Genomic DNA, 23,143 nt, shown 5'->3' with positions numbered 1-23,143 from the left:
AAACTTTTGTTAGCTGGGAAGGAGGAAAATTCAAAGCCTCTTCTCTGGTAGGAGAGAGGTTTTCCAGAACCCGCGAAAAGTCAGAATGTAAATTAAAGCAATGGTAGCCTACTGAATTTCATGAAAATTAATTTTTACAAGGCTATTATAGAAGTAGTAAAATTACTTAATAAAAATCATGAATAGTTGTCCATTAATTACTGTAGTAATTCCGACTTACGGACGAGAAGAACCGCTACAAGATAGCATTGTGGATATCCTAAAACAGGACTATCCGAATTTTGAAGTTTTAGTTATAGACCAAACCCCAAAACATCAACCAGAAATTCAAACCTACCTAGAGGAGATGGCAAAGGCAGGTAAAATTAAATGGTTGCGCTTAGATTGGGCGAGTTTGCCAGGGGCGCGGAATTATGCAGTCCGACGGTCTTCTGGTGAAATAATATTATTTATTGATGATGATGTTCAGCTAACCCCAGGATTGTTAACAGCCCATGCAAAAAATTATTTGCAAAACCCAGAGGTGGGGGCTGTGGCCGGACGGGTATTTGACAGAATGAAATTAGGTGATTCTGGAGGAGATTTAGAAATTGAATATCTCCCTCCCCAAGCTATGGATCCAGGAATTGCTTGGTATCATATTGATTTAGTACATACCACCAAACCCCAACAAGTGCTGACAGCGAGGGGTTGCAATATGTCTTTTCGCCGCGAAATTTTTACTAAGTATGGGCTGAGGTTTGATGAAAGGTTTCGCGGTAGTGCAGTGCGCGAAGAGTCAGATTTTTGTTTGCGGGTGAGACAGACGGGGTATAAGATTTGGTACGACCCAGAGGCGCATTTGGTGCATTTAGGCGAAGAAACAGGGGGTTGTCATGATATTAGTATGCGATCGCTGAAATATCAACTCACCTTCTACCACAACCATTTCTTACTGGGGCTGAAAAACCTCACTGCGACTCAAGCTTTACGCCTATACGCCCGTTTATTTGACTGTCACGTTCTGGGACGCCCACCTTGTCACAAAAGCGGTTCCCCTGTCAAAATTGCCACCCGTGGTATTTTCTACATTTTAGGTTTTTTCAAAGCTTTGGGTACTGTCATCGAATCAATATGGAACGATGGTCAAATTTACAGTCGATTGGATCAAAAAGTTTAGTTATTGGGCATTGGGCATTAGTTATTTAAATAAATGACAAATAACAATGAAAATCTTAGTTGCTAGTCACACTTATATCGTAGACCTCAACTGTGAGAAATTGCGTGTTTTATCTCAACTAGAACCGGGAGTTGAAGTGACGGTTGTAGTACCAAAGCGTTGGAAACCAGGTGGTGTACAAAACAGAATTATTGAAACTGAATACCGCGATGAAGGCACATTTAAAATAGTTCCAGTTTCTAATTTTAGTCAAAATCATCAGGGACTTCTTACCTTTGGTGCTGATTTGATATCTTTGCTAAAACAATTCCGTCCCCAAATCATTCAGGTAGAACAAGGGTCTAGAGCATTGGCTTATACTCAAATGATTGCCTTAAATAAGCTATTAGGACTCAAGGCAAAAAATGTATTTTTTACTTGGTGGAATCTTCCATATAATCTGAAACTACCAGTTTCTTTATTAGAAAAATATAACCTCAATCACAGCCACGGTATTATTTCTGGCAATCAGGATGGAGCAGAAGTTTTGCGACAACGGGGATATCAAGGGGCAATTAAAGTCATGCCACAATTAGGCGTAGATGAAAGTCTATTTACTCCCAAAGCCCAACCAGAGTTAGCAGCTAATTTGGGCATTAAAAAAGGAGATTTTGTGGTAGGTTTTGTTGGGCGATTTGTGCAAGAAAAGGGTTTATTAACACTTTTACAAGCCTTAATCACCCTGAAAAATAAACCTTGGAAATTACTACTACTGGGACGGGGGGAGTTGCAAACTGAATTAATCAAAATAGCGGTAGAAAATAATGTTAAAGAACGGTTAATTTTGGTAGAAAGTGTCCCTCATGACGAGGTGACAAACTATATCAATTTAATGAGTACTTTAGTACTACCTTCAGAAACAACTCACAAGTTTAAAACCTTAACTTCTGTTGGTTGGAAAGAACAATTTGGTCATGTGCTAATTGAGGCAATGGCTTGCCAAGTACCTGTAATTGGTTCTGATTCTGGTGAAATTCCCTATGTAATTGGCGATGCTGGTTTAGTATTTCCTGAAGGTGATGCTCAAGCCCTTGCTAATTGCTTAGTTGAATTAATAGATAAACCATATTTTGCTCACAGTCTCGGTGAAATGGGTTATCAAAAAGCAATGATTAAATATACAAATAAAGCTTTAGCTAAACAGCAATTAGAGTTTTATCAAGAATTGGTTAATAGTCATTAGTAGACCTCTTGCATAAATCACAAAATTTGAACCCCACCCCGCCAAAGCTACGCTTTGTCTCCCCTCCCCGCTTGCGGGGAGGGGATTAAGGGGAGCCAGTGCGGTCTTCTTTCTCCCTTCTCTACGAGACCGCTCCCTTTGGGAGAAGGCGAGACGCCAAGGGCGATAGCGCAGCGTTAGCGAGTCCGCGTTCGCGCAGGATCTCGTAGAGAGCGTCTGGGGATTTCCCCAAGTGGAGCATCTGGCGTGTGGGGTATTAGGAACTTTTGCAAGATATCTAGTGAATAAAAAATGACAAATGAAAAAGGACAAATAACAAATGACAAAAAAATGAAAATATTACAAATTGTTCCCTCAATTTCTTTGATTTACGGCGGCCCTAGTCAAATGGTACTAGGATTAGCTCCAGCGTTGGTAAAAGAGGGAGTGGAAGTTACAATTCTCACAACCGATAGTAATGGTGATAATGGTCAAACACCTCTGGATGTTCCTTTAAATCGCCCAATTAAACAAGATGGCTATGAAATAATTTACTTTCGTTGTGCCCCGTTTCGTCGCTACAAATTTTCCCTAGATTTATTAAACTGGCTAAAACGTCATGCTCACGAGTTTGACATAGCACATATTCATGCTCTATTCTCGCCAATAATTAGTGCTGCTGCTATTGTGTGTCGTCAGCAAAAGCTACCTTATATTTTCCGTCCTTTGGGTACTCTCGATCCAGCTGATTTACAGAAGAAAAAGCAATTAAAACAGCTTTATGTCGCAATGATAGAACGTCAAAATTTAGCTAGTGCGGCAGCTATTCATTTTACCAGCGATCAAGAAGCTAAAATATCAGAACGCTTTGGAGTATCTACGCCAGATTTAGTAATTCCCTTGGGTGTGATCCCCCCTCAATCCCCCCTTCAAAAGGGGGGAAGTATTGTATCTGCTCATTTGCAAATACCAAAGGATGTGCCGTTGGTGCTATTTATGTCACGAATTGACCCTAAAAAAGGGTTGAATTTGTTGATTCCAGCGCTAGAAAAGCTGTTAGCAGTTGGTTACAAATTTCATTTTGTTTTAGCTGGGACAAATCCTCAAGATCCAGATTATGAACAAAAGATCATATCCCAAATTCAAAATTCACCACTGCGATCGCACACTACAATTACGGGCTTTGTCACTGGTGAACTCAAAGTTAGTTTACTACAAGCTGCTGATTTATTTGTCTTGCCTTCCTACTACGAAAATTTTGGAATTGCTGTAGCTGAAGCGATGGTAGCAGGTGTACCCGTAGTCATTTCTGACCAAGTGCATATTTGTCAACAGATACGTGATAGTGAGTCAGGTTGGGTAGGTGCAACAGATGTCCAAGCACTGGTAGAGTTACTGCAAGAAGCTTTGCAAAATCCCGCAGAACGCCAACGACGGGGATTAAACGCCCAAAGATATGCCTTAGAAAATTTTAGCTGGGATGCGATCGCAAAGCAAACAATCCAAGCTTACGAGAAAATTCTAGCAGCCCACACCAATCATTTCCGCAAAAAGTTTTAAGGACAATTCAACTTTAAGTTTTTCTGTAATCAATTAACTCAAGAGCAAGCAAATGGTCTTGAAGTAACTTGTGGATAAAACGATAGCGCCCACCGACTCTTTCCAGAAGCCCTTGCTGTGTAGCATAGTTGAGAAAACGGGCATAGTTCCAGGGAATATAGTTATTTTTGTAAAGAATGAGCCGTAGCACAAAATGTTCAATGCAAGCAACGCCCGGTACTAGCCCACCAATCAGTGCACCCATTAGCCCAAGAAACTTTTCAAAATAAAACTCTTGATTTGAGATAAAGAAATTAATGAACCAGCCAAGTAGCACACCGATTATTCCAAATACCAGCGCAAAAATTACAGCATAGAATGCTGACTTCCGAATACCTTGATTAGCATATACCTTATTTTCTACATTATCAGACTCGCCCAATCCATTAATGAACGCACTCATTGATCCACTAATTAGGCCACCAATCAAAACATCTATCCTAGATTTCAGTAATAGTACCAAGTTTGATATCTGATAAAAGTTTTTACTGTCAGTAATACCCAAATTAGAAATCACTCCGAAAATCAGCCCTTCACCCAGCCCAACAGATATCAACCCATTATTCAGATTACGCCATGGTGCTCTTTTGGCAGACCATCTTAGAGTCTCAAATGGTCTGATACTACTTTCCTTCAGACCACTAATCAGCGCACCTATTAAGCTTAAGCCCCCAATCAGCGCCCCTATCAACCCGCCAATCAACACAGAAGATATCGACCCACTAATCAGCGCACCTACCAATCCAATAATTAGTCCAATAATCAGTCCTACTCCAATACGATACATGCGTCTCTCATTCTCATCTAGTAACCAACTAGGCTGCATTTCCTCAATCAAGAACTCAGTTGGGTTATCCTCTGTCAATCCTCTGGCTAACCATATCAATCTATATCTAGCCTGCTGTCTAGTTTCGGCAGAAAATTGATTGTCGATATGATTATCAAACAAAGCCCGTCTATATGCTTGAGTGGAATTTAAGCTTTGATCTTGATCAATAAATATTTGGTTATCCTTAGGCGTTGAAATCAGGAGATGCAGCATTAGCGGCGATTCGAGTAACTCCAATAGTTCTGAACTATACTGAATTCTCTGCCATAAATCTTGGTATTTGGTTTCTATTAAATAATTTTGAATTTTTACCTTGTCCAAGGGTTGTAAACAGATTGCCATATTGAGAGAGAGTTTTAACTCATCGGGGATCTTTTCGTATTCTGTTCGACGACTGCATACAATCAGATGTTTCGGTTCATAAATCCCTTGAAGAAACAATTCATTAATTGCTTTTACACAGCGTAGTTGAATCCTAAATGACTGTTCATCTAGACCGTCAAGTAGCAGCAACAGTTTTTGAGACTTGAGCCACTTTAGTCCAAGATCCCTGGGAACGGTATACAGAGTTTCGAGTTTAGCCAGCAGCCAGTTACGAAGACTTTCTTTATCCCTTCTGTTGACTCTCCTGTATTTACTGGGCTTCCAAGATGAGAGGTTAAACAAAACTGGTACTGGTTCGTTTGGATCGTTTTTAGCGCGAGTGATTAGTTCCTTAGCCAATTGCATTAGGGTGGCGGTTTTGCCTGACCCTGGTTCACCCAAAATCAGTAACTTGCCTGCAATGTATTCCTCATCAAATACTTCTATAATGCTCGTTCGTTTGGGTTGCGGAGAAGTTGAATTTCGACCTCCCCTATATGCTTGATTTCCTGGCGGTATTAGCTCAGGTCTTTCTTGCATTAGCAGGTTTAGCAGATGTTTATTATGTAAACGGCTATGGTGCCAATTTGCAACTTCAGTAATCATCTTTTCTAGCACCCAATCCCGTTCCTGCTCACTTCGGTCGCTCGAATGCGATCGCTTCCGGGAAGATAGGTAAAAATTATTTGTGGATTGGTTTTGGTTAACTGTCTTACCTGCTTGGGCAAACTGACTCTCTTGCGCTGAAGAGTCTTCAAATTTCTGTTTAAAATCCGGTTCATCAGTAGGCTGTTGACTCATAGACCTATTTCCCTAGTATCCAAAGAAGCTTTTTGCCACGCCCAGCCAGCCCAGCAGTTGTGTAAGGATAGGTTGAACCTTTTTCCAAAGTCCGGTACTTGCCTCTACTGTTTCGTTTGCATTTTTTAGAGTTTCAGCCACACGTTTCAAGCTTTTAGCTGCCAAATCTTTGTCAGGTTCCTTTTGCTGAACCTCTTCCTTAGCTGCATTTAAATACCTAATTGCTTTTTCTTTTTCGGGTTCCGCCAGATTTGCACCTTGAACTAGTTCTTCGATGCGTGTTAAGAGTTCAACGACATCTGCTGATTTGAGCGCTTTCTCAGTGGCATTAACGTGCTGTGATTGAACAACATCACGACCAGCTTGCCCTACCTGCACTCCACCTGACAACTCGCTACCACTAAATGATTGTGAAAATTTTTCTTCTGACATAATTACATCCTAATAATTGCGATTACAGTTATTCTAAGCAATCAAACTGCCTCAAGCATCCTTCTTGCTTTGATAGTTCAAGCTTGGCAAGGGCAAATCCTAAAGATAAGCGAGTATCAATTAAAAGCTGAGGATAAGTTCACTGACCGTAAAAGACAGGACGAAGACACCACTAGCAGAAATCCATAGAAAAGTGAATAATCCCTACTCTGTAACTGCATTCATGACTGAATCCTTCTAGTCAGATAGTCTCAGAAAACGATTTTTAGCGACTTAATTTGTCGGTTTATGTTGACGCTCGATTTTCGATTATGCTTATTATTGCAATATTGGGCGTTGGTAAGTCAATCGTAGTTGAGTTCGTGAGCTTGAAACTTAAAATTTTGTTTCAAACTGCTAAACTCCGATGGGAAAATCGGGGTTTATGTCATGATGGCATACTAGAATATATATGCTTTTCTAACTACAGGGAATCTCACATGGCTCTCCGTCTAGGTGACACAGTACCCAACTTTACGCAAGCCTCAACACACGGCGACATCGATTTTTACGAATGGGCAGGTGACAGCTGGGTAGTGCTGTTCTCTCACCCTGCTGATTTTACACCTGTTTGCACAACAGAACTCGGCACAGTTGCCAAGCTAAAACCAGAATTTGACAAGCGCAATGTCAAAGCGATCGCACTCAGCGTTGATGATGTAGAATCCCATAAAGGCTGGGTGGGAGACATTGAAGAAACTCAAGGCACCACCCTTAACTACCCAATCTTGGCAGATGCCGATCGCAAGGTTTCTGACCTTTACGATATGATTCACCCGAATGCTAATGCGGCTGTGACAGTGCGATCGGTTTTCGTGATTGATCCTAACAAGAAACTCCGTCTCACTTTCACCTACCCCCCCAGCACGGGACGCAACTTTGATGAACTTTTGCGGGTGATTGATTCTCTGCAATTGACTGATAACTACAGCGTGGCGACACCAGCTGACTGGAAAGATGGCGAGGATGTTGTAATTGTCCCCTCACTCAAAGATCCAGAAGTACTCAAAGAGAAATTCCCCAAAGGCTACAAGGAAGTTAAACCCTATCTGCGGCTAACTCCTCAGCCTAACAAGTAAATCTGAAAATGATTTCGGATGAAAAAGCAAAGACGCCAAGATATAACTTTGCGTCTTTGTTTTTTGCGTGAGAATATAGTTAGTGGGCTAGGCATCCGAACCTGGAGGAAATCCCGATGTTTTCATCCCCTTTGGTTTTGCAAATTCCGTCATCAATGCAAATGACAGACGAACAATTTTTTGAGTTCTGTCAGGTGAATCGTGACTTACGCATTGAACGGAATAAATTTGGAGAATTGGTAATTATGCCCCCTACTGGTTCAGAGACAGGAAACCGACAAGGTAACATCTCAGGACAGCTATGGGTGTGGTCAGAACAAGATGGTACAGGTATAACTTTTAGCTCTAGTACCGGATTTAAGCTATCAACACGTGCAGAATGCTCTCCAGATGCTTCCTGGATTAAACTAGAACGGTGGAATGCTCTTTCTCCAGAACAACAGCGAAAGTTTGCACCCATTTGTCCAGATTTTGTAGTCGAACTCAAATCTCCTAGCGACAACCTCCAGACTTTGAAGGAAAAAATGGAGGAATATATGAATGAGCCGGGAATACAGTTAGGCTGGTTGATTGACCGTAAGCAGCGTAAACTTTATATTTATCGTCCTGGATTGTCAGAGGAATGTTTAGATAATCCTGCGACTGTTAGCGGTGAGTCGGTATTGCCTGGGTTTATTTTGAATATGAGTAAAGTTTGGTAAGAAAATTTTATTTAAATTTAGGCTGGCGACGATAGAGTAATTTAAATTGGTAAATTGGCGTGACATCGAAGGGTAATTGAATAGTAAAAGTGCTACCTTTGCCTAATTGACTCTGCACTTTTAAACTACCTTGATGTGTATGAATAATTGCCTGAGCGATCGCTAATCCTAATCCAGAACCGCCACTTTTACGAGAGCGATCCCTATTTACTCGGTAAAAGCGATCAAAAATCCGAGTCAGTTCCTTATGTGGAATACCAATACCTGTATCTTGAACCTGAATCACAGCATAACTTTCACTGCGATCTAAGACAACAGTCACCTTTCCAGATTGTGGCGTGTATTGAATTGCATTGATAATTAAATTAGAAACCAGACGATAAAGCTGGTCAGAATCACCTACGATATTTAGAGGTTGCTCCACTCGAATTGCAGATGTTAGTGTCACTTGAGCAGAAAAGGCGATCGCTGCAAATTCCTCTATTAAGTCATTGACAATATCATTTAAGCAACATTCATGTCGTAATGGCAGAGGTTGCCGATCTAGGCGAGCCAAGAGGAGCAAATCAACAACTAAAGAAGTAAGTCGATGATTCTGACGCTGTATAGTTTGTAGAATGTCTCGCGCTTCGATTTCATCCAATTTCGGCATCAACAAAGCTGATTCCACCGTTGCTTGTGTTGCAGCTAAAGGGGTTCGCAATTCATGTGCGACATCTGCTGTAAATTGTTGGATTTGTCTATAGGATTGATAAATAGGTTGCATCGCTAATCCTGCTAACCACCAACTAGCAACACTAACTACAACCATCGTTGTAGGTAATCCCACGACTAAAATTAATTTCACAGCATCCAGATAACTATTGAAATCTTCTAGACTTCGCCCGACTTGGATGTATCCCCAATCACGATTGTCTTGAGTGTGCAGTCCAAATGAAATTTGGTGGTATAGCTTGCCTTTGCTGTTTTTGAGAGTTTGCCAAAGTTCCTTGTTAAAGACTAGAGAAAGTTCATCTGGATGAGAACCTGCGATCGCAATCAAGCGTCCTGAATTATCAAAAAAACGTACATAGTAGTAACCTTGATGGATGGCGCTGAGAATATGCCGTTTAGAACTTGACTGCTGTTGAATACATCTTTTCCCAAGTACACAAATATTTGGTAAAAGCTGCTGTACAACTGGTTCAATGCGGCCGGGTTGCTTTAGTTTCAGTTCGATACTGTCGTGTATTGTTCCAGCGACAGATTCCAATTCTCGGTCTAATGCTACCCAATGAGCATGGGATACAGCTTTGTATACGCCGAATCCGCATAGGCTTAAAATTACAGCCATGACGAGCGCATACCACAGAGCCAAACGCACCCGCGTTAGGTTAAAGAGTTTATTTTGATTCATAACAAAACATTATTAATAGCCGCTTGAACCTATAGCACAAATGCAACAAATCAGAAAAGCAAATGACTAAATATCTTTAATTAAAAGAAAAATATTGCCATAAACCGCATTATATTGTAGCGATGAGGTTAAAAATGCTGAATAATATTGAAGGCATATATCCTAATGGTCGAGTGGAACTCACTGAACAACCCACTGATATAGATGAAGGAACGCGAGTAATTGTGACTTTTATGAGGTCGAATGAGATTGACCTAGCTTCTCAGGGAATTAACAAAGCGCAAGCTGAGATTTTGCGATCGCATCTAGCAACCTTTGCAGATGACTGGGATAGTGCGGAAATGAGTATTTATGACAACTATGATATCAAGTCCGGTTAATTAGTTATGATTCTCACAGTCATTACACCGCACCCCTTAATCCTCTCCTCGCTTGCGGGGAGGGGAGACAAAGCGTAGCTTTGGCGGGGTGGGGAACTCCTGGGTTTAATAAGTAATCAAGCGGACATGATATGACGCAGCCAAAACAAACCTTTAAGCGAGGTGATGTTGTTTTGGTACTATGCTAATGCATCCCGATGCAATGTTAATGCGTCCCGATGCAATGTTAATGCGTCCCGATGCAATGCCAATGCGTCCCGATGCAATGCCAATGCGTCCCGATGCAATGCCAATGCGTCCCGATGCAATGCCAATGCATCCCGATGCAATGTTAATGCGTCCCCCTGGAATGCCAATGCATCCCCTTGCATTAAAATAAAAACACTCTTTCTACTTCTTCCCTTACACCGCTTAAGAACAGGGACTTTCATCAGTGAGATTAAGACGATATCCCACACCATGCATAGTTTCAATCGGGTTCCCGCAGCCACTATTAGCTAATCTGCGGCGCAGCAAACGTATTTGAGCCGCCACCACATTACTAACGGGTTCTGCACTCACCTCCCAAAGCTGATTGCGAATCTGTTCAGTTGTGACAATTTGGTGCGGGTGCTTCATAAAATACTCTAGTAGCTGGAATTCTTTATTAGTTAAAGGAATTACCTGTTTATCCCCTTGATGGTTCTGACTAACAACCATACTGTTACTGTAATCGAGAGTCAGATTGCCAACAGTTAACTCCTTAGATTGAAATTGGGGCGATCGCCTCTGCAAAGCACGCAATCGCGCCAACAATTCCGCCATACCAAAGGGCTTCACCAGATAATCATCAGCACCTGCATCCAATCCAGCAACTTTATCTTCCATCCGATCTTTAGCTGTCAGCATCAAAACTGGCAGAGGATTACGTCGTGTTCGTAGGCGACTACACAGTTCTAACCCAGACAATCCTGGCAACATCCAATCGATAATAGCCAAAGTGTACTGCGTCCACTGGTTTTCTAGATAATCCCATGCCTCATCACCATCTAAAACCCAGTCAACTACATACTTTTCCAGGTTCAAGGTGCGCTTAATTGCCGAACCCAAATCTGGCTCATCTTCGACTAGCAGGACTCGCATATAATTTATCCGCCAACGATTAATTTATATCTCCTAGATGGATATCCTGACAACCACTTCACCTCTTCAAGGGTTAAAAATCTATCAAAAGTAGATCCGAAACTGGGCTACACCTATGGGAATTTCTGCATCACTACCAACAAATTTAGCAGAAACTCGGTAGAGCCAAGCATTTGAAGTTCCCCTTCGGTTTACCCTGTTCATATCAATATTGAGTATATTCGTAGGGGCAACAACTTGGGCAAAAGCGATCGCAATCTTGCTACCGTTAACAGTGGTATTTGCCTGAATTTTTCGACCAGATTGGTCAGAAATACTGAAATTATTTTTTACACTTAAACCAGGTGGAACCTCGATATTTATCTGGGTAATAGCATTGCTTTTTTGAGGAATTTCCAATTTGAAACTATGCCGAACAGTTCCCCATTTAGTCTGAGGAAATTGTCCTGTGCTAAGAATATGAGGAAAACTCTTAGTATCTGGTATCTGACTTGCATAGACAGCAGAAATCGAAGCTGTAAGTGTCAAACTCACCGCAGTTGTAAAAATGAATTTTTTCAGCATTTCAAATCTTTAATAAATCAATCTTGTTAATCTAGTATCAGACTCATTTTTTAAAATAAATCTGCTATTAACTAGCTTGACAGAGACAGATGAAATCAAGATGAAATTTAGGTGCGTCTTAATACGGTTTAGTTAAGGCTGAAACTCTTTGTTAAAGTCAGTTATTTTAACGTAGACGCGGAGTGGCTTGCCGAAGGCTACCACAGAGACGCAGAGTACACAGACAGAAGAAAAACGCTTAACTGAACTGTATTGACTTTTAAGATATTTTCTGAGAATTACTTACAGATTTACTTATTAAAACTAAAACGTCCGTCTACTTTTTTGCCATCAATATCTACAAGCATCTTCACTTGATATTGACCCGAAGACTTTTCTGGTAGCAAAACAGTATAGTGTTTACCTTCTTGATCGTAAGCAAGGTTTAAAGTTTTCTGTTTTCCATCAGGTGTTTGAACTTGAGCCTTAACTTTAGCATTAGATATTGTTTCGTGATTGTCGCCTTTTAGCAAATAGAAATCCATGTGAGTTCCATTAGCTTCTTTCTCAGGTACAAACTCTAAATGATAGGCTCCTGTCTCCACAACTTCACCTCCTTTAGATTCACCATGCTGGCTAGATGTTTTGGCAGCAGGTGAAGCTGGGGAATTAGTATTTGAGGTAGAAATAGCTGGACTTTTTTCGGTATTAGCTGCTTGATTACTATTACTACAAGCTCCCAGAAAAAGCAGCCCTACACTTCCTATAACAACAAAACTTGACTTTAGTGAAATCATTGATTTACTCCTGATCAAAACAATCAACTATTGAGACATATAAACAGAAAAGTCTAGCTATTACACTGAGTATTTGACTACATCAATATTTTGTATTGATATACTATTTTTAGGAACCAAAAACTTCCTAAACTGAGAATACAAAGCTGGAATAACTAACAGTGTTAATGCTGTAGAGGTAAATAAGCCACCTAACACTACTATTGAAAGGGGTTGCAAAATTTCTTTACCAGGGCCACTGTCAACTACTAATGGTGCTAATCCTAAAGCTGAGGTAAAAGCTGTCATTAAAATAGCGTTAAGCCGTTCCATTGAACCTTTAATAAGCACTTCTTTAAGAGGCATCCCTTCAGCAAATTTGGTATTGTAATTATCTACCAGTAGCAAACCATTACGAGTGGCAACTCCAAATAGAGTGATAAAGCCAACTAAAGAAGCAATAGAAATAACACCGCCTGTCAAAGCTACTGAAAATACTCCTCCCACCAATGCTAAAGGTAAATTAATCATAATCATGACGGTAGAAGGGATAGATTTGACTGAAAGATACATAATTACTGTAATGACGACGAAGGCGATCGCACTGGAAATTAAGATATTCTGAGTGGCTCGTTCTTGCGCCTCAAATTGCCCTGCATATTGAATATAGTAACCAGAGGGAGGATGCACTTGTTGGTTAACTTTATCTCGAATTTCATTGACAATAGAGCGCAAATCTCTACCGCTAGCGTTAGCCGAAACCACAATCAAGCGGGAAACATTTTCTCGGTTAATCGTATTTGGCCCTGTGCCATTGCTAATTATAGCAACTTGTGATACAGGAATCTTTTGACCGTTAGGTGTATCAACTAATAAATTGCCAATCGCATCCAGACTTTGCCGCGCATCTGGTTTTAACCACACAACTAAGTCAAAAGTTTGTTGTTTTTCCAAAACTTGGGAAACTACTTTTCCGTTGAGAGCAGTTTCAACAATTTTAGAAAGTTTTCCTGCTGTCAAACCATATCGGGAAGCAGCTTGGCGGTTGAACTTAATTTGTATTTGTTCGACTGGTACTTGAGGCTCAAGTTGTAAATCAACAATCCCATTAACGCTTTTCATTACTTCATTTACCTGGCTGCCAATGATGCGGAGTTGTTCTAATTCTGAACCGAAAATTTTGATAGCGATCGCACTTCTCACACCAGACAAAACCTCATCCATCTGGTGAGAGATAAAACCACCAATATTCGGTGCTACCCCTGGTAATTTAGCAAATTCTTCTCGCAGCTTTTTAATAGTTTTCTCCCTGTCTTCCATTGCGGCTTTGCTCAACTCGATATCCAAATGTCCGAAATTTACCCCTGCTGCATCTGCATCACCAGGCGCACGTCCAGAACGCAACTGCACGTAGGGAAATCTAGAGTCTCCCTTCAGCGCATCTTGAAGTGCTTCTCCAGCTGCATTGGTAGCTTCCAAAGATACACCAGGATAAAGAGTGAGGGTATTCACCAAAGTTTGTTCTTGAAATTCTGGTAAAAACACTCTTCCAAAAGAGGGAGCAATCACAGCAGCTGCTACTAAACTGGCAGCAGCTAAGGTTAAAATAATTCCAGAACGCCGCAGAGAAAATCCTAACAGAGGATGATAAAGCTTCTTAAAAAATCTTGCTATCCAAGGCTCCTTTTCTGGCAAGTTACCGTAAGGTAATAAGATCGCACATAATGCCGGAGTTACCGTCAGTGCTGTGATACTAGAACCGATAACTGCCGCTATATAGCCTAATCCCATTGGGATAAAAATACTACCTTCTACACCAGCCAAAGCAAAAACTGGGGAGAAGACAACTAGGGTGATTATAGTGCCTCCAAAAAGTGAATCACGTACCTCTTGACAACCGTAAAATACCACATCTAAAACTGGGCGCGGGTTAGGAGAGTATTTATTTTCTCGGAGGTTACGATAGACGTTTTCGGCATCGACAATGGCATCATCAACAGCTGAACCAATTGATACTGCTAATCCTCCCAAGGTCATGGTATTTAAGCCTTGTCCTAGCCAGTTTAGTAATAGTAGTCCTATTAGTAAGGATAAGGGCAGGGTAGTTAGGCAAACAGCTAGATTCCGCCAATTCATCAAAAATGGGATGAGAATAATTGCAACAATAATACTGCCTTCAATTAAAGCTTCTCTAACATTTTCAATAGAAGAATCAATATAGTTCTCTTGTCGAAAGGTAGGGGTGATATTAATATCTTCGGGTAAGCCAGATTTTACTTCTGACATCGCTTGTTCTATGGCACGGGTAACAGTAGGAGTATCGGCTTGAGGCTGTTTATTAATCATTACAATAATTGCCTTTTGACCGTTAAAACTGCCATCACCCCGTTTGATAGCTGCACCAATTTGGACATCAGCTACATCGGATATTTTTATAGGTGTACCGTTGCGGGCAGTAATTACTGACTGCTGTAATTCTTCAATAGATTCAATCCGTCCAATACCTCGAATTAATTTTTCGCGATCGCGGGTAATTAAATAACCGCCCGGTGCATTAACATTGGCAGCAGATACAGCTTCCTGCACATCTTCTAAACTGACATTAAAGGCTTGTAACTTATCTGGGTCAATTAATACTTGATATTGGCGGGTATCGCCGCCATAGGCTACAACCTGACTAACACCTGGAACAGCCAAAAGGCGATTTGTTACTTGCCAATCGACAATGCGCCGTACTTCCATCAAAGGAGTATTTTCAGAAGTGAAGGCATATTCCAGTACAGTACCGATGGGGGAACTGGTGGGGGAAATTTGTGGCGTTTCCACTCCTTCAGGAAGCTTACTAGAACTTTGTTGCAATCGCTCTGTTACCAATTGGCGAGCTTGATAAATATCGCTTCCCCAGTTAAAAATTACTTTGACAACGGAAACTCCTGATGCACTAGAAGAACGTACTGCTGTAATTCCTGGAGTACCATTAATCGCACTTTCAATTGGTAAAGTTACTAAAGATTCAACTTCTTCTGGTGCTAATCCTGGTGCTTCAGTTTGAATTTCAACTTGGGGTGGTGCAAAGGTAGGAAAAACATCCAACGGCATTTGGATAATTGTCCGAAATATCCAAAGCGTTAGGACAATTGTACCCAGAATGATTAACCAACGGCGGGCGATCGCCCATTTAATAATCGCACTCAGCATTATTCTTTCTGAATCTTAATTTCTGAATCTTCACTCGCTGTACAGTGGTTATCAACCCATTCTGGCGATGCATCTACTTGTACAGAACTGGCTAGTTGAAGTTGATTGGTGCGACGATTAGACCAAAAAGCACCTGCGATGAAAGCGATCGCAGCTAATGCTGTTCCTGCTCCCAGCAGCCACAGTGGTGCTGGCTCTGTTGTAGCCTGTATAGGGGTTTCCGGGTGTTTGTCTACTTTTGGCTTAGTATCACCACGCAAAGACTGAGCATAAAGCTGAGGCGATCGCACAGTAACTATTAAATCATCCTCGAATAAGCCAGTTTTGACCTCAACCATATCCCCAGAGGTTTCACCTAAAGTAACTTCAACAGGCTGATAGGCGTTGCCATTTTGTACATAAACTTGTTTTTTGCCATTGGCTTCAACTACAGCCGCACTCTTAATTGCTAATATGGCTGATGATGTTTGGTTTGTAACAACTTCTAGTTCTGCAAACATTCCTGGTTTTAGCACTCCACTAGAATTTTCTAGTTCAGCTTGCACTGGTACTACTCGCGTTTCCCCTTCCACCACAGAAGCAATTCGGGTAATTCGTCCGATGAAGGTACGGTTAGGTATAGAAGCAACTTTGACCCTTACCTGTTGACCACTTCTTAGCTGATTCAAATCTTTTTCATAAATATTCGCGGTGGCAAAAACGCGACTGTCATTGATAATTGTCATCAACTTCCCACCCGCATCCTCAAATGATTGACCGAGAGTAACTTCCCTATCCGCAACTTTGCCGGAAATTGGAGATATTACGGTAACAATTCCTTGAGCATTGGCGCGGGTTCCCAATTGCGAAAGCCGAGTTTGATAAATGCTATTACTTAGTTGGATACGAGACTTTGCGACCTGAACAGCGGAATCAGCGCGTTTTAGCTGATTTTCTGCCTCAATAACGTCCCGACGACTGGCGGCTTTCGTAAGGTCAGCTTTGGCTTGAGCTAACTGAGTTTCGGATTCAAGAGCGTTACGACGTGGTAAAGCGCCAGCATCAGCTAATTGTCGATCTTTGTTAAACTTTTCTTGAGCATAAGCCACTTGGCTCTGTGCTTGAGCTATTTCAGCTGCGGCTATTTGTTGATAGCGATCGCGGTTTTGTTGAGCTAGCCTTAAATCAGCCTGTGCTTGCTGTAAATCAGCCTGACCTTGGGCAAGTTTTTCTTGGGAGTTAACCCGCAGTTCCACCAGTTCAGGACTGAATAAAACGGCAACTGGTTGACCTTTTTTCACCATGACACCAGGTTCAACCAATAACTCAACCACTTTCGCTTTAGAAATTGGAGTATTTACTTCCACTTTTTGGCTGGGTAGAGTTTCAATCTGTCCGGTAGTTTTAATACCAACAGCTAGCTGCTGGCGTTTGACAGGTTCAACTTTAATTCCTAGCCGTTTGGCTGTTTGAGCATCAACTTGAATAGAACTAGTAGCACCAGTTGTTTCACTTCCTCCTTGAAATTCATTTCCGTGTCCGGCGTGAGCCAAAACAACTGCGGGATTAGCAAGTAACAAAAGGTTGAAAAGTGTCCCAGAAACACAGCGAATAACTGTAAGTGGTTGAGAATAGGATTTAGGCATCGCTATCAAAAGTTTTTGGATACAAAGGCAGAGAAAATACTATCGTTCGGTTTCACTACCCAGTCTTCCATTGAGAAATGAAATTAGGATGAAATGATTCTGCGTAGGCGTAGCCCATCGTAGACATCGCTCCTGAAATAACCAAAATCCCTAACCATAAATGCATATCAGTTACTTGCATCTCTACGCAGAGACTTAGTACAGCATTTCATTAATTTGTAGCGAATTAATTTGGCAACACTCTGCCTAACTCTGCGTTTAAAAACGCCACGATTTTCCGCAAAACTTTACTTAGGTTTACTTGTTGTACCAAGCTTTTCGCCACTGTTGCATTTGTTTAATTTCTATATCTTGGGCTTTAATAATTTCTTGGGCTAATTGCTTGATTTCAGGACGCTTAGACTTACTCAAGGCATCTTGCCCCATTGTTACCGCCCCTTCGTGGTGAGGAATCATCGCATTGATAAAGCGCAAATCAAATTCAGCATCAGCTGCACCTAAATCCTGACTCATCATCATGCCTTTGGTTTGGTCAGATGACATTTCCATCGTATGCCCCATTTGACTGTTGTAAGCCATTGGTTTATCTCCCGCGCTAGGATACCAAACTTGTCGCCACTGCTTCATCTGAGTTATTTCTGAGTTTTGCGATTTGATGATATTGTCTGCTAGCTTTTTGATTTCAGGACGTTTTGATTTCTCCTGTGCAACATTCGCCATTTCCACAGCCCCTTGATGGTGTGGTATCATCGCATCGAGAAACCGTAAATCAAAATTAGCATCGGCTGGGCCTAAATCCATTGCCATACTGTGATTCATACCACTACCGTGGTTCATCTGTTGCTTGTCGCTAGTATTGGTAGCGGTTGCGTTTGGCGCTTGGCTTTGGTTCTGAGAAGCAGCATTAGTACAGCCTGTGATTAACCCACCAGATGAAGCGATCGCACCAAAGGTTAATACCAAAAAGCCATTCCTCAAAGATAGCAGTTGCATAAATCTTACCTAACAGTTTTCTAATTCTAATGATCTAATGAACTAATGAAATGAGGATGAAATCTAAAGATCCCCGCCAACTTTTACCAAGTCGATAACCAAATGCGGTGATCATTTAGTCTCAAAATCGCTTAACCTGGCGGGGCTGCTTCTTTAAAGGGACGAATAATCGCCGGGGCTGGTGTAACTTCTGGTTTAAAGATTCCTTGCAATGCTTGTTCTAAGGTTTGTGCCATGACAATCCGGTTTTCGTAAGCCACGACTACCCGCACCAAAGTCGGCAGACTATTCTGTGTGGCTTCTAGATAGATTGGCTCGACATACAGCAGCGATTGCTCAATGGGAATTACTAGTAGATTGCCTTGAATAGCTCTCGATCCCTGGCGATTCCACAAGGAAATTTGCTGAGAAATTACTGGGTCTTGGTTAATCCGCGCCTCAATTTGCTCTGTCCCGTAAATCAGGCGTTCTTTAGGAAAGACATATAGTACCAGCCTACCGTAGTTCTTGCCATCCGATCGCGCCGCTAACCAAGCGATTAAATTAGTCCGTTGTTTGGGAGTATAGGGTAGAAGCAGAATAAATTCTTCTCTACCAGAGGCAACTCTATCAGAGACGCGATCGCCAATAAAAGCTACGGTTGGTAGACTAGTAATCAAATAGTACGGCTCTACCGGACGGGGTTTACTGCCATAGATTTCGTTGGGGATTTGCCACTGGTCTTCCCGATTGTAAAATACCTGGGGGTCGGTCATGTGGTAGGTCATCAACCGCTCAGATTGAATTTTGAAAAAGTCCACCGGATAGCGTGTATGACTGCGGAGATTGACTGGCATTGTACTGAGCGGTTTGAACATCTTGGGAAATATCGCTGACCAAGTGGCAATGATCGGATCGCTCTGATCGGCAATATAAAAGTTAACAGTGCCGTGATAGGCATCAATCACTACTTTGATAGAATTGCGAATGTAGTTGATACCATCGCTACCAGTGTCGGAATAGGGATAGCGATCGCTCGTCGTGTAGGCATCAACAATCCAGTAAAGATAACTGGGATTACTTGGAAAATCTTGATTAGCAGCAGCAGCTACTAAATAAGGGTCGCTGTCAAATTTCAGGAAGGGTGCGATCGCTTGAATTCTTTCCTTGACATTTCGTCGAAGTAGCACTTTTGTATCTGGCAAGAAGTCCCGCGTCAGCACCATCTGCCAATCTTTCAAATACATCGCAAATAGCCACCGTCGCCATGCTGAACCGATTTCAACGCCACCCAGACCATCATAAGAGTTGTAAACATTCTCACTACCGCTAGGGTAATCTAGCTCTCTAATTTTTGTGCCAGTCATCACATAACTATCAGTAATTTCACCATAATAAATCCGGGGTTGTCGAATGGGAATACTTTGACGAACGGCTTGATTAGAAGTTGTGAGGGCGCTACTATTACCGCTAATATCTTTGACAAAATATTCTGGTAGCCCACCCGGCCCAACTGTATTAACTGGACTAACAGTAAACCCGAAACCGTGGGTATAAATTAAATGGCGATTAACCCATGTTTGAGCTTCCTGTGGTACGGCACTGTAATCTAATTCTCGTGCGGCAATCAGTACCTGCCGCCCTTCTGATTCAACTGGTTTCTGCTTAGGTTCTGGTGGCTTTGGCGGGGCAGATGGTCGAGGGGAAGTTTCAGCTGTTTTGAGAGTATATCGATCAATATCGGCATCGGGAAACCGATAATACGGTCGAATTTGTTGCAGTTGACGGTTAGTTTCTAACAGTGGTCGCTCATCCCAAAGGCGAATATTCCGAATTGTCAAGGCATTCTTTTGAATATCAGCTTCAGTCAATGTTCCTTGCGGGTTGAAGGTTCTGGCATCGATCGCCTCTAAATCGAATGCTTGGCGAGTCAAGGCGATAGTACGCTGAATGTAGGGTTGCTCTCGTTGCAACTCATTAGGTTGGACAATTAAATATTGCACGACAGTAGGTAGAACAATGTTAGCAGCTGCAACTAATACTAGATAAACCCCTAACCCGTAAAATAGTAAAGGACGAGACTGAGATTTGGGTTTCCAGAAAAACGATCGCCAAAGTAGGTAAAAGGCGATCGCTACTGCCAGGATGCACAAGACGGTATAAGCTGGCAACTGGGCTGTCACATCGGTATAGCTGGCACCATAACTCACTCCACGGCTAGAATACACGAGTTCATAGCGACTTTGCCAATAACTCAGAGCCACTACCAGCATTAATAAGCCACCCATACCGGATAAATGACGCTGCTGCTGGGGCGAAAAACCGGGGAAAATTCCCTGACTCAAACTGTCCCCTGACAGGAGATAAGTGAGAGTAACGGCGACAAAGCCATACAAACATAATCCCATCAGCCAGAGTTCTAGGAGTTCCCAAACGGGTAAGGAAAATACGTAAAAGCTGATATCTCGACCAAATAAAGGCTCCGTGCTGTTGAAAAGCGTGGGGTGGAAATATTGCAGCACCTTTGGCCAGTGTCGGAATAGGATGAATGCAAAAATGGGACTGAAGAGAATTGCGATCGCGGTTAATAAAAATTGGGGATAGATTAAGATGGCGATCGCTACTCCCACAATTAAACCGACATACCAGACTTGAGAGACAATCTGCCTCAAAAGTTGCCAGATTGTCTCCGGTCGAAATAGGGCGGGAATGGGTAAAATAGCCTGATTAACTGGAGAATGCCAGTAGAAAAGAGCAATTTGACCATAGTGAGCCAGCATTAACCCAATCAACAAGCTCAGTACCAGAGTTAAAGGTAATAACCAGCGCAATCTTAATGTTTGAAAGCTTTGGGGTGCAAGTATCCGGGTTTCGTTGCGTGTTGGATAAAAATTTGTGAATTGACTGTTGAGTTCTGCTGATTCAATCTTCAGAGACTTGGGATACTTCAGCCTTTGTGCTAGAGCCAGGTTTAGCAGTAGATAGGCAGCAGTTATTCCAGCCACGACTACCCACAAAACTCCACGAGTTACTAGCCTCAACAAAAATACTTGAAGATAGCCGACTTCCTGAAACCAAAAGATATCTACTCCCAGGCGGGAACCTAGATCCAACAGTAGCCACAGCCCCAAGAATACAATTAATAGTCTAAAGCCCCATTTCCAATACATTCCGTGGCAGCCAAACTATCTGCAAAGCCAACCTTACTGCATTAAAGCATCTTTTTCAACTGAGGAATAAACAACGCACCCATCGATGAAGCTACCTGAATTAACTCTTGTCGAGCCAAACTTCTGCGTCTGAATGCCAAAATGCTTCAATTTTAAACCGGATTTGTGCCATCAGCGATCGCTAACAATCTAGTTCTAGTCATTGTCGGGGCACAACAATCTTGTGCCGCGATCGCGGTTGTGCCCCGATCGCGTCTTGCATCCCAACGCGAATTGATATTTATGACATAACACAGGGTTTGAAATTAAAAAGGGATATCAAACAGGAAATCTCGATCGTCAAAATTATCTTGCGGGTTTTCTGGATCATCTGCCCAACGCTGGGGATTATTTAAAATATATTCTCGGATATTATCTATAGATTTTTGCTCTCTTCCAATATGTTCATAAAAATTGCGTTGCCAGATTGATTGTCTTTTGGTCTGCCAAATTATATTAATGCCTTTGGTGACAACACCTTTATAGCTACGAATAACTGTAGAAATAGAACCACGTACAGGTTTACCGAATTTTTCTGTGTTGCAGTCAAGATCTTGATTGAGGGCAGAACATTGTTGCTCTCCAGCGTGTTTTTCAGTCATGATTAGGATACCGTGTAGATGGTTAGGCATGACTACAAAGGTATCTAATTCAACATGGGGAAAGTGATCGGGTATTGTTTGCCAGCAGTTGAAGGCAATATTACCTAAAGAATTTAATTGCATTTCGCCCTTAACTACATTACCAAATAAACATTGCCGCGCTTTGGTGCAAATGGTGATGAAATATGCACCAGGTTGGGTATAATCGTAGCCTTTCAAGCGAATAGAATGGCGGTGATGTATTTGTGGATCATAAGGCATGAATTTTTATATGTAGTTATTAGCAATATGTGTTTATTTTAATCGATGATTTTTATTTGCACCCATATACACAACGTAGGGGCACGGCATTGCCGTGCCCTCCAACCTGTTTGGCATCTCAACGATAAACAATATTGTTTTGCACAGTGCGTATTACATTTGAGTGATACTAATTCTTCTACGGGAAATTACAAATAAATTCTTGGCTGGGGTGAACAGTTATATCAGGGCACAACATTGTTGTGCCCCTACGCAAGATATTTGTAGTAGCTTGAGTTTGCAGGTTTGTAAAGATGGAATAATAAGGAAAATATTCGCCCTTAAATCACCATCATTCACCCTTGCATCTCGGATGTTGCAGTTATGAGCATGAAGTTTCGAGTTCAGAGGTGGAAGTTTCGAGTTCTGAAGGTGAAAACTGAAGTTCTGAGCCTAAATGGTGGAGATAATTAAGTACAGACCATTGTAAGGGCACGGCATTGCCGTGCCCCTACCCACGTTCTTTACTCCAAACATATTTACGGCAGACTTCGCAAGCGGCTTTTGCTTCCTCTGTTTGCGGATTGGTGAAAATAGGATGGTAACGCAACCTGTCGCAACAGACTTGCAACCACGCACGCCAACCACCGCGCCAAAACCGCACTGTGCCGTCACGACCGCCACTGACAATCGTCTGCCCATCGCCGCTGATGGCCACAGAATAGACAGAACCTTCATGACCACGCAAAGGTTCAGCCAAGGACTGACCTTGCAGGTTCCACAACCGCACTGTGCCGTCACGACCGCCACTGACAATCGTCTGCCCATCGCCGCTGATGGCCACAGAATAGACAGAACCTTCATGACCACGCAAAGG

20 protein-coding genes are annotated in these 23,143 nt (G+C 42.0%); 8 read left to right on the top strand and 12 right to left on the bottom strand.

The genetic code is table 11. The annotated features are described in order from the left end of the window. The first annotated feature begins 178 nt into the window (after positions 1–178). The 3 genes from hpsN (at position 179) to hpsP (ending at position 3,920) form a co-directional block, all read left to right on the top strand. Positions 179–1,159 (top strand): hormogonium polysaccharide biosynthesis glycosyltransferase HpsN, encoded by a 981-nt coding sequence (hpsN, locus tag V7K62_RS03760; protein ID WP_334861824.1) that lies wholly within the window; start codon positions 179–181, stop codon positions 1,157–1,159. A gap of 46 nt (positions 1,160–1,205) precedes the next feature. Further along, on the top strand, positions 1,206–2,381 hold the full coding sequence (gene hpsO, locus V7K62_RS03755) for a hormogonium polysaccharide biosynthesis glycosyltransferase HpsO (protein WP_334861822.1): 1,176 nt from the start codon (positions 1,206–1,208) through the stop codon (positions 2,379–2,381). 330 nt (positions 2,382–2,711) lie between these two features. Then, complete coding sequence (hpsP, locus tag V7K62_RS03750; RefSeq protein WP_334862162.1) at positions 2,712–3,920, top strand: hormogonium polysaccharide biosynthesis glycosyltransferase HpsP; 1,209 nt, start codon at positions 2,712–2,714, stop codon at positions 3,918–3,920. Between the two features lie 13 nt (positions 3,921–3,933). Here the strand turns inward: hpsP and V7K62_RS03745 are convergent, their stop codons facing one another. Further along, entirely contained in the window at positions 3,934–5,952 is a 2,019-nt protein-coding gene (locus V7K62_RS03745; protein ID WP_334861820.1) for an NACHT domain-containing protein, read from the bottom strand. Between the two features lie 12 nt (positions 5,953–5,964). Further along, complete coding sequence (locus V7K62_RS03740; RefSeq protein WP_334861818.1) at positions 5,965–6,384, bottom strand: hypothetical protein; 420 nt, start codon at positions 6,382–6,384, stop codon at positions 5,965–5,967. 479 nt (positions 6,385–6,863) lie between these two features. Between V7K62_RS03740 and V7K62_RS03735 the strand changes: the two genes are divergently transcribed. Together V7K62_RS03735 and V7K62_RS03730 are read left to right on the top strand one after the other, a co-directional pair. Next, positions 6,864–7,502, top strand: a complete 639-nt coding sequence (locus V7K62_RS03735; RefSeq protein ID WP_334862160.1) for a peroxiredoxin — start codon at positions 6,864–6,866, stop codon at positions 7,500–7,502. A 116-nt stretch (positions 7,503–7,618) separates the two neighbouring features. After that, positions 7,619–8,203 (top strand): Uma2 family endonuclease, encoded by a 585-nt coding sequence (locus tag V7K62_RS03730; protein WP_334861816.1) that lies wholly within the window; start codon positions 7,619–7,621, stop codon positions 8,201–8,203. 7 nt (positions 8,204–8,210) lie between these two features. On the opposite strand, the gene rppB is transcribed toward V7K62_RS03730, so the two are convergent. After that, positions 8,211–9,599 (bottom strand): two-component system sensor histidine kinase RppB, encoded by a 1,389-nt coding sequence (gene rppB / locus V7K62_RS03725; protein ID WP_334861814.1) that lies wholly within the window; start codon positions 9,597–9,599, stop codon positions 8,211–8,213. A gap of 134 nt (positions 9,600–9,733) precedes the next feature. Here rppB and V7K62_RS03720 point away from each other — a divergent pair, with 134 nt between their 5' ends. Together V7K62_RS03720 and V7K62_RS03715 are read left to right on the top strand one after the other, a co-directional pair. Continuing rightward, positions 9,734–9,979 (top strand): hypothetical protein, encoded by a 246-nt coding sequence (locus V7K62_RS03720; protein ID WP_334861813.1) that lies wholly within the window; start codon positions 9,734–9,736, stop codon positions 9,977–9,979. Between the two features lie 187 nt (positions 9,980–10,166). After that, a complete protein-coding gene (locus V7K62_RS03715) occupies positions 10,167–10,358 on the top strand; it encodes a hypothetical protein (RefSeq protein WP_334861812.1) in 192 nt (63 codons plus the stop codon). 32 nt (positions 10,359–10,390) lie between these two features. Here V7K62_RS03715 and rppA read toward each other — a convergent pair whose 3' ends face one another. The 7 genes from rppA to V7K62_RS03680 all read right to left on the bottom strand — a co-directional run bounded on the left by rppA (position 10,391) and on the right by V7K62_RS03680 (position 21,385). After that, positions 10,391–11,101, bottom strand: a complete 711-nt coding sequence (rppA, locus tag V7K62_RS03710) for a two-component system response regulator RppA (protein ID WP_334861811.1) — start codon at positions 11,099–11,101, stop codon at positions 10,391–10,393. An 84-nt stretch (positions 11,102–11,185) separates the two neighbouring features. Continuing rightward, on the bottom strand, positions 11,186–11,665 hold the full coding sequence (locus tag V7K62_RS03705) for a DUF2808 domain-containing protein (protein ID WP_334861810.1): 480 nt from the start codon (positions 11,663–11,665) through the stop codon (positions 11,186–11,188). A 290-nt stretch (positions 11,666–11,955) separates the two neighbouring features. Beyond that, entirely contained in the window at positions 11,956–12,441 is a 486-nt protein-coding gene (locus V7K62_RS03700; RefSeq protein ID WP_334861809.1) for a hypothetical protein, read from the bottom strand. Positions 12,442–12,501: 60 nt separating this feature from the next. Next, complete coding sequence (locus V7K62_RS03695; protein WP_334861807.1) at positions 12,502–15,618, bottom strand: efflux RND transporter permease subunit; 3,117 nt, start codon at positions 15,616–15,618, stop codon at positions 12,502–12,504. Then, on the bottom strand, positions 15,618–17,243 hold the full coding sequence (locus V7K62_RS03690; protein WP_334861806.1) for an efflux RND transporter periplasmic adaptor subunit: 1,626 nt from the start codon (positions 17,241–17,243) through the stop codon (positions 15,618–15,620). The genes V7K62_RS03695 and V7K62_RS03690 overlap by 1 nt, the downstream gene beginning before the upstream one ends. Positions 17,244–17,540: 297 nt before the next feature. Next, positions 17,541–18,236 carry a DUF305 domain-containing protein gene (locus V7K62_RS03685; protein ID WP_334861804.1) on the bottom strand — a complete coding sequence of 232 codons (696 nt, stop codon included), beginning with the start codon at positions 18,234–18,236 and terminating at the stop codon, positions 17,541–17,543. A 131-nt stretch (positions 18,237–18,367) separates the two neighbouring features. After that, positions 18,368–21,385, bottom strand: coding sequence for a UPF0182 family protein (locus tag V7K62_RS03680; protein ID WP_334861802.1), 3,018 nt, complete (start codon positions 21,383–21,385; stop codon positions 18,368–18,370). Positions 21,386–21,550: 165 nt separating this feature from the next. Here V7K62_RS03680 and V7K62_RS03675 point away from each other — a divergent pair, with 165 nt between their 5' ends. Beyond that, a complete protein-coding gene (locus V7K62_RS03675; RefSeq protein WP_334861800.1) occupies positions 21,551–21,676 on the top strand; it encodes a hypothetical protein in 126 nt (41 codons plus the stop codon). 14 nt (positions 21,677–21,690) lie between these two features. Here the strand turns inward: V7K62_RS03675 and V7K62_RS03670 are convergent, their stop codons facing one another. After that, a complete protein-coding gene (locus V7K62_RS03670) occupies positions 21,691–22,287 on the bottom strand; it encodes a transposase (protein WP_334861798.1) in 597 nt (198 codons plus the stop codon). Positions 22,288–22,777: 490 nt separating this feature from the next. Continuing rightward, on the bottom strand, positions 22,778–23,143 hold a 366-nt coding region (locus V7K62_RS03665; protein WP_442937219.1), incomplete at its 5' end, for a WD40 repeat domain-containing protein.

It is taken from the genome of Nostoc sp. (assembly GCF_036917935.1).
Taxonomy (GTDB): Bacteria; Cyanobacteriota; Cyanobacteriia; order Cyanobacteriales; family Nostocaceae; genus Nostoc.
The sequence above is the reverse complement of the archived record's forward strand: the minus strand, read 5'-3'. Positions and strand labels throughout refer to the sequence as shown.